The organism is Tepidicella xavieri, assembly GCF_004363315.1.
Classification (GTDB): Bacteria; Pseudomonadota; Gammaproteobacteria; order Burkholderiales; family Burkholderiaceae_C; genus Tepidicella; species Tepidicella xavieri.
Window position 1 is genome coordinate 42202 of the sequence record NZ_SNYL01000002.1, and the last position, 14023, is coordinate 56224.

General features: G+C 64.3%; 16 protein-coding genes. 11 read left to right on the forward strand and 5 right to left on the reverse strand.

Features of this window, described 5'->3' with window-relative positions:
• Window positions 1-38: 38 nt before the first annotated feature.
• A complete protein-coding gene (gene ahpF / locus DFR43_RS01635; protein ID WP_133595636.1) occupies window positions 39-1625 on the reverse strand; it encodes an alkyl hydroperoxide reductase subunit F in 1587 nt (528 codons plus the stop codon).
• A 194-nt stretch (window positions 1626-1819) separates the two neighbouring features.
• On the reverse strand, window positions 1820-2383 hold the full coding sequence (gene ahpC / locus DFR43_RS01640; RefSeq protein ID WP_133595637.1) for an alkyl hydroperoxide reductase subunit C: 564 nt from the start codon (window positions 2381-2383) through the stop codon (window positions 1820-1822).
• A gap of 224 nt (window positions 2384-2607) precedes the next feature.
• On the opposite strand from ahpC, the gene bfr reads away from it, so the two are divergent.
• The 9 genes from bfr to hemP all read left to right on the forward strand — a co-directional run bounded on the left by bfr (window position 2608) and on the right by hemP (window position 9856).
• On the forward strand, window positions 2608-3084 hold the full coding sequence (bfr, locus tag DFR43_RS01645) for a bacterioferritin (RefSeq protein ID WP_133595638.1): 477 nt from the start codon (window positions 2608-2610) through the stop codon (window positions 3082-3084).
• 89 nt (window positions 3085-3173) lie between these two features.
• On the forward strand, window positions 3174-3389 hold the full coding sequence (locus tag DFR43_RS01650) for a (2Fe-2S)-binding protein (RefSeq protein WP_133595639.1): 216 nt from the start codon (window positions 3174-3176) through the stop codon (window positions 3387-3389).
• Between the two features lie 108 nt (window positions 3390-3497).
• The gene (locus tag DFR43_RS01655) at window positions 3498-5825 is read left to right on the forward strand and encodes a TonB-dependent receptor (RefSeq protein WP_133595640.1); all 2328 of its coding nucleotides are present in this window, start codon (window positions 3498-3500) and stop codon (window positions 5823-5825) included.
• 10 nt (window positions 5826-5835) lie between these two features.
• Window positions 5836-6522: a Fe2+-dependent dioxygenase gene (locus tag DFR43_RS01660; RefSeq protein ID WP_133595641.1), complete on the forward strand. Its 687-nt coding sequence runs from the start codon at window positions 5836-5838 to the stop codon at window positions 6520-6522.
• Window positions 6507-7595, forward strand: coding sequence for an alpha-hydroxy acid oxidase (locus tag DFR43_RS01665; RefSeq protein WP_133595642.1), 1089 nt, complete (start codon window positions 6507-6509; stop codon window positions 7593-7595). Before DFR43_RS01660 ends, DFR43_RS01665 begins: the two co-directional genes overlap by 16 nt.
• A gap of 136 nt (window positions 7596-7731) precedes the next feature.
• Complete coding sequence (locus DFR43_RS01670) at window positions 7732-8487, forward strand: energy transducer TonB (protein WP_133595643.1); 756 nt, start codon at window positions 7732-7734, stop codon at window positions 8485-8487.
• Between the two features lie 6 nt (window positions 8488-8493).
• Complete coding sequence (locus tag DFR43_RS01675; RefSeq protein ID WP_133595644.1) at window positions 8494-9228, forward strand: MotA/TolQ/ExbB proton channel family protein; 735 nt, start codon at window positions 8494-8496, stop codon at window positions 9226-9228.
• A gap of 11 nt (window positions 9229-9239) precedes the next feature.
• A complete protein-coding gene (locus DFR43_RS01680; RefSeq protein WP_133595645.1) occupies window positions 9240-9647 on the forward strand; it encodes an ExbD/TolR family protein in 408 nt (135 codons plus the stop codon).
• Window positions 9644-9856 carry a hemin uptake protein HemP gene (hemP, locus tag DFR43_RS01685; RefSeq protein ID WP_425471062.1) on the forward strand — a complete coding sequence of 71 codons (213 nt, stop codon included), beginning with the start codon at window positions 9644-9646 and terminating at the stop codon, window positions 9854-9856. The genes DFR43_RS01680 and hemP overlap by 4 nt, the downstream gene beginning before the upstream one ends.
• A gap of 37 nt (window positions 9857-9893) precedes the next feature.
• Here the strand turns inward: hemP and DFR43_RS01690 are convergent, their stop codons facing one another.
• Window positions 9894-10301 carry a GlcG/HbpS family heme-binding protein gene (locus DFR43_RS01690; protein WP_133595646.1) on the reverse strand — a complete coding sequence of 136 codons (408 nt, stop codon included), beginning with the start codon at window positions 10299-10301 and terminating at the stop codon, window positions 9894-9896.
• Window positions 10302-10413: 112 nt separating this feature from the next.
• On the opposite strand from DFR43_RS01690, the gene DFR43_RS01695 reads away from it, so the two are divergent.
• Both DFR43_RS01695 and DFR43_RS13685 read left to right on the forward strand, forming a co-directional pair.
• Window positions 10414-11106 (forward strand): Bax inhibitor-1 family protein, encoded by a 693-nt coding sequence (locus tag DFR43_RS01695; RefSeq protein WP_133595647.1) that lies wholly within the window; start codon window positions 10414-10416, stop codon window positions 11104-11106.
• A gap of 84 nt (window positions 11107-11190) precedes the next feature.
• Window positions 11191-11658 (forward strand): hypothetical protein, encoded by a 468-nt coding sequence (locus DFR43_RS13685; protein ID WP_211338576.1) that lies wholly within the window; start codon window positions 11191-11193, stop codon window positions 11656-11658.
• A 40-nt stretch (window positions 11659-11698) separates the two neighbouring features.
• Here DFR43_RS13685 and rlmD read toward each other — a convergent pair whose 3' ends face one another.
• Both rlmD and DFR43_RS01710 read right to left on the reverse strand, forming a co-directional pair.
• Window positions 11699-13144, reverse strand: a complete 1446-nt coding sequence (rlmD, locus tag DFR43_RS01705; RefSeq protein WP_133595648.1) for a 23S rRNA (uracil(1939)-C(5))-methyltransferase RlmD — start codon at window positions 13142-13144, stop codon at window positions 11699-11701.
• Entirely contained in the window at window positions 13144-14019 is an 876-nt protein-coding gene (locus DFR43_RS01710) for a peptidoglycan DD-metalloendopeptidase family protein (protein WP_425471063.1), read from the reverse strand. Before DFR43_RS01710 ends, rlmD begins: the two co-directional genes overlap by 1 nt.
• Between the last annotated feature and the right edge of the window lie 4 nt (window positions 14020-14023).

Genomic DNA, 14023 nt, shown 5'->3' on the forward strand with positions numbered 1-14023 from the left:
GGCCAGCAAAGCTGGCCGTTTGTCTGTGGCTGCCGAGGTCAGGCCAAAGCCGCTTCCTCCACCGCAGGCATCGGTGTGCGGATGAGGTAGTCGAAAGCGCTCAATGCCGCTTTGGCGCCCTCGCCTGCCGCGATCACGATCTGCTTATAAGGCACCGTCGTGCAGTCTCCGGCGGCAAACACCCCTGCCACGTTCGTGTGGCCTTTGGCATCCACTTCGATTTCGCCGAAACGGCTCAAGTCCACCGTGCCTTTGAGCCATTCGGTGTTGGGCACGAGGCCAATCTGCACGAAGACGCCTTCCAGTTCGATGTGGTGCTCGCTGCCCGTGGCCCGGTCTTTGTAGCGCAAGCCATTGACCTTTTGCCCGTCACCCGTGATCTCGGTGGTCTGGGCATGGGTGATGATGGTCACGTTGGGCAGGCTCTTGAGCTTGCTGACCAGCACCGCATCGGCTTTGAGGGTGTCATTGAACTCGATGAGCGTGACATGCTGGACGATGCCGGCCAGGTCGATGGCGGCCTCGACCCCCGAATTGCCCCCGCCGATGACCGCCGTGCGCTTGCCCTTGAACAGCGGGCCGTCACAATGCGGGCAGTACGCCACACCGCGGTTTTTGTATTCCTGCTCGCCCGGCACATTGACGTTGCGCCAGCGCGCGCCAGTGGACAGAATCACGGCGCGGGACTGCAGCGTGCCCCCATTGGCCAGTTCCACCGTCACATAGCCGCCCTCCTCCTCGGCGGGCACCAGTCGCACGGCCTGTTGCAGGTTCATGATGTCCACGCCATAGTGCTTGACCTGCGCCTCCAGCGCCGCCGCGAACTTCGGGCCATCGGTTTCCAACACCGAAATGTAATTCTCGATGGCCAACGTGTCATTGACCTGGCCGCCAAAACGCTCGGCCACCACGCCGGTGCGAATGCCTTTGCGCGCGGCATAGACGGCGGCTGCCGCTCCGGCCGGCCCGCCGCCGACGATCAGCACATCGAACGGGTCTTTGGCGCTGAGCTTGGCCGCCTCTTTCTCGGCGCTGCGCGTATCGAGTTTGGCGAGGATCTCCTCCACCATCATCCGGCCAGAGCCAAACACCTGGCCGTTGAGGAACACCATGGGCACCGCCATCACGTTGCGCTCGGTCACTTCCTGCTGGTACAGCGCCCCATCGATCACGACGGTCTGCACGCGGGGATTGAGCACCGCCATGAGGCTGAGCGCCTGCACCACATCCGGGCAATTGTGGCAGCTCAAGGACATGTACACCTCGAAGCGGTAATCGCCTTCCAGGCCCCGGATCTGCTCGATCACTTCGGGCTCCACCTTGGGCGGATGGCCGCCCGTCCACAGCAGCGCCAGCACGAGCGACGTGAACTCGTGCCCCAGCGGCACGGCCGCGAAACGCAAGCCCATGTCGCTGCCCGGACGGCGCAGGGCAAACGAGGGTTTGCGGGCGTCGTCGCCATCGGTGCGCACGGTGATCTTGTCCGACAGCGCGGCGATGGTCTGCAGCAGTTCGAGCATCTCCCGGCTGCTGGCCGAATCATCCACGCTGGCCACCAGTTCGAACGGCTGGGTCACGCGCTCCAGATAGGTTTTGAGTTGTGCCTTGAGGGTGTCGTCAAGCATGTATTTCTCCTTGAGTGGGGGATATCGATTGCCTGCCTCGACAGGCCACGGTCAAATTATAAATTTATGCTATTGATAAGTGGATTGGATATTTCTAAACTATCGATAGCCAGGATTCATGTCGCCGAGCGCGCCCACAAAAAAGGGGTTGCCGAGGCAACCCCTGGATGCTCATCACTGCATGCGCAGCCGCATCAGATCTTGCCCACCAGTTCCAGAGAGGGGGCAATGGTCTTGGCGCCTTCGTTCCACTTGGCCGGGCACACTTGGCCAGGGTTGGCGGCGGTGTACTGAGCGGCCTTGAGCTTGCGCAGCGTTTCCTTGACGTCGCGGGCGATCTCGTTGCTGTGGATTTCAGCGGTCTTGATCACGCCCTCGGGGTTGATCACGAACGTGCCGCGCAGGGCCAGGCCCTCTTCTTCGATGTGCACGCCAAACATGCGGGTCAGGGTGTGGGTGGGATCGCCCACCAGCGGGAACTTGGCCTTGCCCACCGCGGGGGAGGTTTCGTGCCACACCTTGTGGCTGAAGTGCGTGTCGGTGGTCACGATGTACACCTCGGCGCCCACTTTCTGGAACTCGGCGTAGTTCTCGGCGGCGTCTTCCACTTCGGTCGGGCAGTTGAAGGTGAACGCGGCAGGCATGAAGATCAGCACAGACCACTTGCCCTTGAGGGTCTGATCGGTCACTTCGACGAACTTGCCATTGTGAAAGGCTTGGGCCTTGAAAGGCTGGACCTGGGTGTTGATCAAAGACATGACGATTTCCTTTCGGTTGAACAAAACGGGGATGACACTGCCCTAGGCGTCTATACACAGGACGCCTCATCGGAGACCCCTCAATGATAGCCGAAACCAATGATCTTGACCGAATGATAGTTTCTATTGAGACGATAGATTTTGTTGCACCACAGCATTCCCCGCCTCGACAGCCGCCTTGCCTGTGTGGAAAATGCGGGCTTTGATTCTTCAGGAGAACCCCCATGAAAGGTGACGCACAGGTCATCACCCACCTCCAAGCCCAGCTCAAAAACGAACTGACCGCCATCAACCAGTACTTTGTGCACTACCGAATGCTCAAGCACTGGGGCTTCGACAAGCTCGCCAAAAAGGAGTATGAAGAGTCTATCGGCGAGATGAAGCACGCCGATGCCCTCATGGACCGCATCTTCATGCTCGACGGCCTGCCCAACCTGCAAGACCTGGGCAAGCTTCAGGTGGGTGAAGACGTGCAGGAAATCCTGCAATGCGACCTGGCACTGGAACGCGCCGCCCAAGCCACCCTCAAAGACGGCATTGCCCACTGCGAGACGGCGCGTGACTACGTCTCGCGCGATCTGCTGGCCGGCATTCTGGAAGACACCGAAGAACACATCGACTTCCTCGAAACCCAATTGGAGCTCATCGACAAGGTGGGCCTGCAAAACTACCAGCAAAGCATCATGGGCGACTTGAGCTGAAGCGCTGCCCACCCGCGCCCCTGTCCACGCAGGGGCTTGATTCATTTAACGCGAATCATTATCATTGGCTTCGTTTTCAGGAGCCTCTTATGATCGTGTGCGTGTGCCACCGCGTCAGCGATAAAACCATCGCTCTGCGCGCCCAGCAGGGCGCCGAGTTCGATGAAATCCAGCTCGAACACGGCGTGGCCACCCAGTGTGGCCAGTGCGAATGCATGGCTCGGCGCATTTGGGCGGAGTGCCGCTCCGCCTGCCCCGTGGCGCATCTGCGCAAAGAAATTCCCGCAGCGCCGCTGAGCGCCTGAACCCACAAAATATATTGATTCTCATTTACAATACCGAATTCTAGCCAGCCAGCACGGATTGCCGTGGTCAGCCAGCCAACAACTTGTCTATCTGTTTTCTGCTGACCCATGAAAATCCGTGACCCGAAGCCGGGCGCCGTTGCGCCCACTGCTTGCCGCGATGCCGGCAAACCCCACTCCTCCACCCTGTCTTCATCGAGCGCTCTGTTGCCACTGGGCGCAATGCTGCTGGCCGGCTCCCTGTCGGCCATGGCCCAGACACCACCAACCGAGGCATCGCTGCCCACCGTCACCGTCAAAGAACAGGCCGAGCCCGAAGAAATCAAAGCCAAGCAAACCCTCCGGGCCACCGAGACCCGCATCGGCAAAGGCCAGCAGGCGTTGCGCGACATCCCGCAAAACGTCACGGTGATGACCGAGCGGCTGATCGACGACCGCAACCTCGACGACTTCAAAGACGTGCTGCGCGCGACCGCCGGCGTCACTTTCCTGGCCGGGGAAACCGGCGAGGAAGACGTGCGGCTGCGCGGCTTTTCGCTGGGGCAAGCAGGCGACATCTACCGCGATGGCATGCGCGAGGGGCAACTCATCACCCGCGACACGTTTGCCACCGACCGGGTGGAAGTGCTCAAGGGGTCGGCGTCCATGCTGTTTGGCAAGGGATCGACCGGCGGCGTCGTCAACCAGGTGACCAAACAGCCCTTCCTGATGGACCGCCACGAGGCAGAGCTGACGGTGGGCAGCGGCAACCACAAGCGCGCCCAGGTGGATCTGAACAAGCAGCTCGGCCCGAGCAGCGCGGTCCGGCTCAACGCCATGGTGCAAGACGCGGACAACCACGGCGCCAAAGACGACCGCCGTGGGCTGGCCGCCAGCTGGCGCACAGGCATTGGCGAGCGGCACGGCTTCCAGGTCGATCTTTACCACCTCAAAACCGATCAACGCCCGATCTACAACCACCCGCAGTTGCTCACGGGCGCGCCGGGCGACTTGAAGCGCACCATCGTGCCGGTGCTGGACGCCAAGAACTTTTACGGCCTGGCCAGCGACTACCTGCGCAGCGAGCAGACGGTGTTGTCGCTGTCGCACGCGCTGCGGTTCAGCGCCACCGAAGAACTCACGACCACGCTGCGCCACGGCCGCTACAAGCGCGACCTCTGGACCACGGTGGTGAGCTTTTGCCAGAACAACGCCACCTTGTGCCCGGGGCAAGTCGTCAGCCTGGACAACCCGCCCGGCCCCAACACCATCCTGAGCCGCAACAACTTCAAGGGCCGCCGCGGCATCAGCGACATCACCCAGGTGCAGAGCGACTACAGCAACCGCTTCGACCTCGGCGGCATGAAGCACCACCTCACCGCTGGTGTGGACATCACGGTCGAAAACGCCCTGCGCAACCCGAACAATGGCGGCGGCAATCTACCCGTCATTCCGGGCAATGCAAGCACTCGCCTGACCACCGTGGGCAACCCCAACGACGGCGCATCCCGCCCAGACACCCGGACATGGAGCTACAACGACTTTGACGCGGAAAGCCTGGGCCTGTATGTGCAGAACGTCGCCAGCATCACCCCCCATGTGAAGCTGGTCGGCGGCCTGCGCTTCGATCACTTCCGCGCCAGCTACCGCGACACGGCCGGCAACAGCGGCCGCATGCGCGACAACCTGTGGAGCCCCCGCATCGGCGCCCTGTTCCAGCCGAATGAGGCGTCGTCCTACTACATCTCGTTTGGAGAGTCGTACAACATCTCCGGCGACACCTACCAATTCGCCCTGGGCAACCTGGCACCCGGCTCAGCCAACAGCCGCCTGGCCAACACCCCGCCCGAGAAGAGCCGCAATTTCGAAATCGGCGGCAAGTGGGACCTGTTCAACCAGCAAGCCACGGTGGGCGTGGCCCTGTTCCGCTCCGAAAAATACAACGAGCGCAACACCGACCCCGACAGCGCCGCCACCCAAATGCTGCTGTCAGGCAAGCGCCATGCCACGGGCCTGGAGATCAATGCCGCCGGGCGCATCACGCCGAAGTGGGAGGTGTTCTACAACCACACCTGGATCCCCAGCGCCAAGATTGACCGGTGCAATGCTGCCACTTGCAACCCGAATGGCATGGTGCAGCGTGAAGGCGACCGCCCCGGCCTGACGCCCAAGCACAGCCTCAGCGCATGGACCACCTATCGCGTGGCGCCCCAGTGGCGCGTGGGCCTGGGGGCGACTTACCGCAGCGAACAAAACCCCGAAGGCAACCGCATCACCACAGCCCCGGCATTCACCGTGTGGGATGGCATGGTCGAGTACACGGTGGACGAGAAAACCACGGTCAAGCTCAACGTCAGCAACCTGACGGACAAGACCTATGTCGATGGGCTATACCGCGGCTTCTACACGCCGGGCGCGCCGCGCAAGGTGATGCTGTCGCTCAAGACCGTGTTCTGATGCGCTGACCATGTTGCTGAAACTGCCCCAGATCTTGAGCCGCGCCGAGGTACAGGCCATGCGCGAGCGCTTGGCCGACGATGGCCTGTGGCGAGACGGACGCATCAGCGCCGGCCCGCAGGCCCAAACGGTCAAGCGCAACGAGCAGGCCGCCCAGGACCACCCGACGGTCCTGGCCTTGCAGGCCGAGGTGCTGGCGGCAGTGCAGCGCAGCGCGCTGTTCTTCTCGGCGGCATTGCCGAGGCGCTACTACAACCCCTTGTTCAACCGCTACCGGCCCGAGCATCCCACCTACGGGCCGCACATCGACGGCGCCATCCTGCATTCGAGGCGCACCCAGGAATGGGTGCGCACCGATGTGTCATGCACCCTCTTTCTGTCGGACCCTGACGAATACGACGGCGGCGAACTCACCATCCACGACACCTACGGGGTACAACGCGTCAAGCTGGCAGCCGGGGATGCGGTGCTGTACCCCGGCACCAGCCTGCATGAAGTCACGCCCGTGACCCGGGGGGCGCGGATCGCCTCGTTCTTCTGGATCGAGAGCATGGTGCGCAGCGACGAACAACGCCGCTTGCTGTTCGAGCTGGACATGAACCTGCTGAAATTGCGCGAGCGCTTGGGCGAAACCGCCGAAACCACGGCCTTGACCGGCGTCTATCACAACCTGCTGCGCCAATGGGCCGACAGCTGATGCATGCGCAACGCGCTTGGCCGGTGAATCTGGCCGACCACGAAACCCTGGCCCGCGCCCACCTGACGCCCGAAGCCGACGCCTATTTCAATGGCGGGGCGGCAGACGAAATCACCATGGCCGCCAACCGGCAAGCCTGGGCGGCCATCCCGCTGTGGCCGCGTGTCCTGCGGCTACGCGCCGCGCCCTGCCTGAAAACCCCCCTGCTCGGTCGCACATGGCCCTCGCCGGTGTTGGTGGCACCGATGGCCCAGCAAGGCTGGCTGCATCCTGACGCCGAGCGCGCGACGGCGCTGGCCGCCAGCGCGCTCGGCGCGGGCATGGTGTTGAGCATGCAGGCCAACACCCCGCTAGAGCACATCGCCCAAGACGTGGCCCAGGAACCCGGCAGAGGCCCCCTCTGGTTCCAGCTCTACCACTTGGGCAACCGTGGCCACACCCTCGCTTTGGCGCAACGCGCCGCCGAAGCCGGCTACGAGGCCCTCGTCCTTACGGTGGACGCGCCCATACACGGCGTGCGCGACCGCGAGCGTCGCCATCCCGGCCATCCGCCTCGGGCATTGGCGCAACCCCACATGCCCACACCTGCATCGGGGGCCGAGGGGCTGGACGCCCTGCTGCGCCAAGCCGCCACCTGGGAGGACGTGGTCTGGCTGCAATCACGCAGCCCGCTGCCCCTGCTGCTCAAAGGCATCCTGCATCCTGCAGACGCTCGCACCGCTTGCGAACTGGGCGTGGCGGGTGTGATCGTCTCCAACCACGGCGGCCGGGTGCTCGACACCGCGCCCTCCACCGCCACAGCTTTGCCGCTGGTGGCCGACGCCGTGGCCGGACGCGCGGCCGTGCTCGTGGATGGCGGTCTGCGCCGCGGGACCGACATCCTCAAAGCGCTGGCGCTGGGCGCCCATGGCGTACTCGTGGGCCGACCGGTCTTGCATGGGCTGGCCCATGCCGGCGCCCAGGGAGCGGCTCACGTGCTGCGGCTGCTACAGGATGAGCTGATGGCCGCGATGGCACTGTGCGGCCTGGCAGACATCGCCGCTATCGATCGGGCGTGCTTGCAGCCTCAATAGATCCACCGATAGATTTATAAATACGAGTCATTCTCGTTTATAATCCGAAAACATACCATGCATACAATGCCATGTTGTCCGGTCTTCTGCTCTCTCTGTGCCTCGTCGTCGTGCTGGGGTGGTGGGTGCTGAAGCCATGAGTTCCACCGTTCACGACTCCATGCCCGTTTCCACCGCGCGCCTGCTCACCGTCGTGACGGGCGTGCTCGCCGCCCATGCAGGCGCGCTCTGGCTCGTGCAAACCGGTTGGCAGCAGCGTCCACAAGAGATCATCGTGGCCGCGGAGATCCTGGGTGAATGGGTAAGGCCAGAGCCTGCCGTGCCGACGGCAGCGCCTCCCGTGGCGCCACCACCGCCAGCGCCACAACCACCGGCACCCCGCCCCAACCCGCCGCGCCCAGCACCGACGCCTGTGCCCAGCCCTGCTCCTGCGCCCGTGGCAGCTGCCGATCCCACGCCGGCGCCAGACATGGCGGTCGAATCCACCCCTTCGGCCTCACCCGCGCCCAGCAACGCGGCCTCAGCCACGGCCACCACCAGTGCCACTTCGAGTGCCACCTTGGTCAGCGCCAGCGCCCCGTCGGGACCGCCCGGCCCACCGGCGCCGCGCATCGAACTGCCGTCTGCTTCGGCCCGTTATCTGAACAATCCACCGCCGCGCTATCCCCCGCTGAGCCGTCGGCTTGGCGAACAGGGCAAAGTGGTTCTTCGGGTGCGCATCGAGGTGGATGGCACCGCCTCGCAGGCCGAAATCCACACATCCAGCGGCTATGCACGGCTGGATCAGACCGCCCTGCAAACCGTGCTGACCTGGCGTTATGTGCCCGGCACCCGCAACGGCGTGCCCGAGGCCATGTGGTTCAACATTCCCATCAATTTCGTACTGGAGTAATTGGCAATGGACATGCAATTCGGCCTCGGCCACGTGTGGCAACAAGGCGACTGGGTCATTCGTTCGGTGGCTATCATTCTGTTGGCCATGTCGGTGGCCAGTTGGGTGGTGATCGTGCTCAAGGCGCTGGCCCTTCGCCATCACCGCGCCCAGGCCCGGGCCGTGGACCAGTTCTGGCACAGCCAAGACTTCGCCGAAGGTCTTCACAAGCTCGAACCGGCCGAAAACAACCCCTTCTATCTGCTCGCCCTGCAAGGGCGCGAGGCCACCACCCACATCCTGCATCTGGATGGCGAGCCCAAGCGGCAGCTGCACGACAACCTCGACGTGAGCGAGTGGGTCACGCGGGCGCTGCGCAACACCATCGACGACGTGACGGCCCGGCTCCAATCGGGCCTGGTGATTCTGGCCTCGGTGGGCTCGACCGCCCCTTTCATCGGCCTGTTTGGCACGGTCTGGGGGATTTACCACGCGCTCATGGGGATAGGCGCGGCCGGTGCGGCGACCATCGACCGGGTGGCCGGCCCCATCGGAGAGGCGCTCATCATGACGGCTCTGGGCCTGCTCGTCGCCATTCCGGCCGTGCTGGGTTACAACGCCCTGGTGCGCGGCAACAAAGCCCTGTTGCACAAGCTCAACCGCTTTGCCCACGACCTGCACGCCTACTTCGTGACCGGCGCCCGAGTGGGTGAAGAAAGCGCGCAGACATCGGCCAAAGTACGCCCGATCAAACAGGCTTGAGGATCACGGACATGGCGTTTTCCGATCCGCAAACCGACGACAACGACGTGATGAGCGAGATCAACATGATCCCGCTGATCGATGTGATGCTGGTGCTGCTCATCGTGTTCATGATCACCGTGCCAGTGATGACGCACTCGGTCAATGTGAATCTGCCACAGGCAGCCACCGAGCCCAACCGCGACAAACCCGAAACCATCCGCCTGACCGTGGATGCCGACGGCCAGTTCCACTGGAATCAGAGCCCGCTGACATTCAGCGAGCTCGAAGCCCACCTGGCCCAAGCCGCGCTCATGGATCCGCAGCCCGACCTGCACATCCGCGGCGACAAAGCCGTGCGGTACGAGCATGTGGCCAGCGCCATGGCCGCCGCACAGCGCGCTGGCATTCGCAAACTGGCCTTCGTGACGGAACCATGATGGAAGCACGCCTGCCCCTGAGCCCGGCCACGCGAGATGCCGAGCTTGGCGAATGCCCGCCACGCCCAAGCCTGTGCCATCATGAAGCCGCAGCGCCGGTGGACAGCCGCGCTTTGCTCAACGGCCGGCGCGAGTTGCTCATCCACCACCAAGGCCAGCTCTACCGGCTACAGGCCACCCGCCAGGGCAAGCTCATCCTCACCAAATGAGGACTGGGCCCACGGCTGGCAGCCGCCGAGGCCGGGTTCAGAGACCCAGCGCCGCGATGCCCGCTTTGGCGATCTGGGCGTCCTCGTTGGACTTCACGCCGCTGACCCCCACCGCCCCCAGGCAATGGCCATCTTTGATGATCGGCACGCCGCCTTCGAGCATGCCGGCAATCCCGGGGGCGCTGAGAAACGACGTCCGGCCCTGATTGATCACGTCCTCGTAAATCTTGCTTTCGCGCCGACCCAGGGCGGCGGTGTGGGCCTTGGCCGGCGCAATGTGGGCCGAGACGGCTGGCGCCCCATCGAGCCGCTGCAGCCACAGCAGATGACCGCCTTCGTCCACAATGGCGATGGTGACGGCCCAATGATTTTTCAGGGCTTCGGCTTCGGCGGCGGCAGCGATGAGCTTGACATCGGCAAGCTCCAGTGCGGGTTTGGATTTCATGAACTTTCCTTCGTGGGACGAATCAGTGCAGCAAGCGTAAGCTTAATCGCAATCGGCGCGATGGGCTTATATATAGAATGTGGCTGGCATTTTCCTACAGGAGCAAGCAACAATGACCCAACCGACTTCGAGCTACGGCCGCTTTGGCACGACCTTGGCCACGCAGCAGCGCAACAAGGTGTTGCGCAACACCTACTGGTTGCTGGCCCTGAGCATGTTGCCCACCGTGCTGGGCGCATGGATCGGCGTGAGCACGGGCATCACGGCGTCGCTCAGCGGCGGCCTGGGCCTGATCGTGTTCCTGGGTGGCGCCTTCGGCTTCATGTTCGCCATCGAGAAAACGAAAAACTCCGCCGCCGGCGTGCCGGTGCTGCTGGCCTTCACCTTTTTCATGGGGCTGATGCTTTCCCGCCTGCTGGCGATGGTGTTGGGCTTCAAAAACGGCGCTGACTTGGTGATGACCGCCTTCGGCGGCACGGCCGCCGTATTCCTCATCATGGCCAACCTGTCCACCGTCATCAAGCGCGACCTGGAAGGTCTGGCCAAATGGCTGTTCATGGGAGCCATCGTTCTGATGGTGGGCGCCATCATCAACGTGTTCGTGGGCAGCCCGGCCGGCATGGCGGTCATCAGCGTGATGGCCATTGGCATCTTCAGCGCTTTCTTGCTGGTGGACCTCAAGCGCATCGTCGATGGCGGCGAGACCAACTACATCAGCGCCACGCTCGGCATTTATCTGAGCTTGTTCAACGTTTTCCAGAGCTTGCTGGCTTTGTTGGGGCTCTTTGGCGGCGAACGTGACTAAAGCGCGCATTCGGCCTGAAAATGAGGGGGCTTTGGCCCCCTTTTTCCTGGCCAATCGGGGCAGTTTTCATTGAACAATCACGCCATGCCCATGTCCATGCCCTGCATCCGCCATGTGAGAGTGCTGCTGGCTCTGCCGCTGGCGGTGGCACTGTCGGCTTGCGACATGCTGGGCATCGAGACGCCCGGCATGGCCAACGCCAAAAAAGAAGCCGAAGGGCGCGCCATCGGCGCGGCATGCCGTCACGCGGTGCGCAGCCTGGAAGACTGCTACGGCGCCAACCCCCGCATATCGAAAGCCGCCATCTTTGAAGGGTGGCGCGAGATGGACGCCTACATGCGTGACAACGAGATCGAGGGCATGCCCGCACCGGCTCCCCCGCCCGCACCGGCTGCGGCAGCGCCCGAGGAAGTGATCTTGCCGCCGTCTGCGCCCATGCCCGTGCCGGCGTCAACGACACCAGCTCCGCCCAGCGGGCAAGTCCCCGGACAGGCCGCTCCCACGGGGGCCATTGCCTTGCCGCCGCGACCCAACATCGCTCCAGCCCGCTGAACCGGTGCTTCTGGGGCTGGCGCTTGCTGTGCGCCCCGTGTCAGCTGGCGGTGTCTCGGTCGAACACGGCGATGCTTTCGACATGGGCCGTGTGCGGAAACATATTGACGACCCCAGCGGCCGTACAGCGATAGCCGGCCTGATGGACGATGAGCCCAGCATCGCGGGCGAGCGTGGCCGGGTTGCAGCTGACATACACGATACGCTGGGGGGGCAGCCAGGCGCGGCCGGGACGGCCGCCGCTGAGGTGTTCCTGGTGCAGATCGGCCAGCGCCTTGGCCAACGCGAACGCCCCCTCGCGCGGCGGATCAACCAGCCACTTGTCGGCAGTCCCATCGGCTTCCAGCATGGAGGGCGTCATCTCGAACAAATTGCGGGCCACGAACTGCGTGGGCGCCAACACGCGCCCATCGCGCTGGTGGAGCCGGAGGTTGTCGCGGGAGCGAGCCACCAGGGCCTCGCTGCCCTCGATGCCCAGCACCTCCCGCGCCCGGGTGGCCAATGGCAGGGTGAAATTGCCCAGACCACAAAACCAGTCGATCACGCGCTCGTGCGGCTGGACATCGAGCAAGCGCAACGCCCGATCCACCAGCACCCGGTTGATGTGGGGATTGACCTGGGTGAAGTCGGTGGGCTTGAAGGGCATGCGCACGCCAAACTCTGGCAAGCGATAGGCCAGCGTCGGCTCATCGGGTTGGGGGTCGAGCCGGTGCGCCGTCTCGGGCCCTTTGGGCTGCAACCACCACTGCAGCACCACACCCTCTTCACGTTGGGCGGCGGCAAAATCGCGCAGACGCTGCAAATCGGCTGCGCTCAAAGGCTGCAGGTGCCGCAACACCAAGGCCGTGACCTCGTCGCCCACGGCCAGTTCGATCTGGGGGCAGCTTTCCCGGGCCTCCATGCCGAACACCAAGGCGCGCAGCGGCATCAGCATCCGGCTGACGTGCGGCGGCAACACCGGGCACTCACGCATATCGGCCACGTAACGGCTTTTACGCTCATGAAACCCAACGAGGACTTCGCCCTTCTTCGGCACATAGCGCACCGACAGGCGCGCCCGGTAACGGTAGCCCCATGCCGGGCCGGCGATGGGACGCAACAGGTTTTGCGCACGCACCTTGGCCAGATGCCACAAGTTGTCTTCCAGCACGCGCTGCTTCATGGCCACCTGGGCGGCGGCGTCCAGGTGCTGCATCTTGCACCCCCCGCAAGCGCCCGCATGCAAGCCAAATTGCGGGCAGCGCGGCACCACCCTCAAGGCCGACTCGTGGTGGATTTCCGTCAGCTGGGCCTGTTCCCACTGGTTTTTGCGGCGCTGCGTCTCGGCGCTGACCCATTCGGTGGGCAGCGCCCCATCGATGAACACCACCTTGCCATCGGGTCGCCGGGCCACTCCCTGCGCCTCCAGGTCCATGGAGGTGACGTGCAGCCACTGCGGCGGTCGGTCCGTCTGCGCGACGGCCTCCGTTGCCTCGACGCCGCTCATCAACGGCGCGGCAGGTGGTTGAGCGGATCGACCGGCTTGCCCTGGCGCCGCACCTCGAAGTGAAGCTTGACGCGATCGGTGTCGCTGCTGCCCATTTCGGCGATCTTCTGCCCTTGGCGCACGGTCTGGTCCTCGCGCACCAACAACGCCTGGTTGTGGGCGTAAGCGGTCAGGTAGGTGTTGTTGTGCTTGAGGATGATGAGGTTGCCGTAGCCACGCAGGCCGGCCCCGGCATACACCACCCGGCCATCGGCCGCAGCCACCACCGGATCGCCGGGGCGCCCCCCGATTCCGACGCCCTTGTTGCGGGCTTCGTCAAACGGATCGATGACCGGGCCATTGGCCGGCCAAATGAAGCGGATTTCTTCGCTCGCCGGCGGGGTGGGGGAAGCCGCGGGCGCAGGCGAGGCCGCCGCCGTGGTGGTGGCGCTGGAGGACTCGGTCAGCGGGCGCCCCTGGGCCGAGGGGGACGCCACCGGCTGGGCGGCCGTGCCTTGCACAGCGGCGGCAGCCGGCGGTGCGGCCGCCACCACTGGCTCCGGCGGCACCACGCGCAACACCTGCCCCACCTCGATCACGTTGGGGTTGACGATGCCGTTCCAGGCTTGAATATCCCGCCAGTTCTGGCCGGTTTCCAGGCCAATGCGAATCAGCGTATCGCCGGGCCGCACGGTGTAGTAACCGGGCTTGCCGGCGTTTTCGGCACCAGGAGGCAACGGGGTAGAGGCGGCCGTGGAGGCCGGCACCGGCGCACGATCGACCACCGGCGCACGCTGGGCCGGATTCTTCGGCGCCGCGCAACCCGCCAACACCAGCGCCGACAGCAGCATCACACCCAGGGCGCTCGTCCTCCCGCAGGGCAGATTCGGTTCCATGCAA

Excerpts from the sequence above, each read along its gene's own strand:
- ahpF (WP_133595636.1), bottom strand. The coding sequence starts at position 1,625 with ATGCTTGACGACACCCTCAAGGCACAACTCAAAACCTATCTGGAGCGC.
- ahpC (WP_133595637.1), bottom strand. The coding sequence starts at position 2,383 with ATGTCTTTGATCAACACCCAGGTCCAGCCTTTCAAGGCCCAAGCCTTT.
- bfr (WP_133595638.1), top strand. The coding sequence starts at position 2,608 with ATGAAAGGTGACGCACAGGTCATCACCCACCTCCAAGCCCAGCTCAAA.
- DFR43_RS01650 (WP_133595639.1), top strand. The coding sequence starts at position 3,174 with ATGATCGTGTGCGTGTGCCACCGCGTCAGCGATAAAACCATCGCTCTG.
- DFR43_RS01655 (WP_133595640.1), top strand. The coding sequence starts at position 3,498 with ATGAAAATCCGTGACCCGAAGCCGGGCGCCGTTGCGCCCACTGCTTGC.
- DFR43_RS01660 (WP_133595641.1), top strand. The coding sequence starts at position 5,836 with ATGTTGCTGAAACTGCCCCAGATCTTGAGCCGCGCCGAGGTACAGGCC.
- DFR43_RS01665 (WP_133595642.1), top strand. The coding sequence starts at position 6,507 with ATGGGCCGACAGCTGATGCATGCGCAACGCGCTTGGCCGGTGAATCTG.
- DFR43_RS01670 (WP_133595643.1), top strand. The coding sequence starts at position 7,732 with ATGAGTTCCACCGTTCACGACTCCATGCCCGTTTCCACCGCGCGCCTG.
- DFR43_RS01675 (WP_133595644.1), top strand. The coding sequence starts at position 8,494 with ATGGACATGCAATTCGGCCTCGGCCACGTGTGGCAACAAGGCGACTGG.
- DFR43_RS01680 (WP_133595645.1), top strand. The coding sequence starts at position 9,240 with ATGGCGTTTTCCGATCCGCAAACCGACGACAACGACGTGATGAGCGAG.
- hemP (WP_425471062.1), top strand. The coding sequence starts at position 9,644 with ATGATGGAAGCACGCCTGCCCCTGAGCCCGGCCACGCGAGATGCCGAG.
- DFR43_RS01690 (WP_133595646.1), bottom strand. The coding sequence starts at position 10,301 with ATGAAATCCAAACCCGCACTGGAGCTTGCCGATGTCAAGCTCATCGCT.
- DFR43_RS01695 (WP_133595647.1), top strand. The coding sequence starts at position 10,414 with ATGACCCAACCGACTTCGAGCTACGGCCGCTTTGGCACGACCTTGGCC.
- DFR43_RS13685 (WP_211338576.1), top strand. The coding sequence starts at position 11,191 with ATGCCCATGTCCATGCCCTGCATCCGCCATGTGAGAGTGCTGCTGGCT.
- rlmD (WP_133595648.1), bottom strand. The coding sequence starts at position 13,144 with ATGAGCGGCGTCGAGGCAACGGAGGCCGTCGCGCAGACGGACCGACCG.
- DFR43_RS01710 (WP_425471063.1), bottom strand. The coding sequence starts at position 14,019 with ATGGAACCGAATCTGCCCTGCGGGAGGACGAGCGCCCTGGGTGTGATG.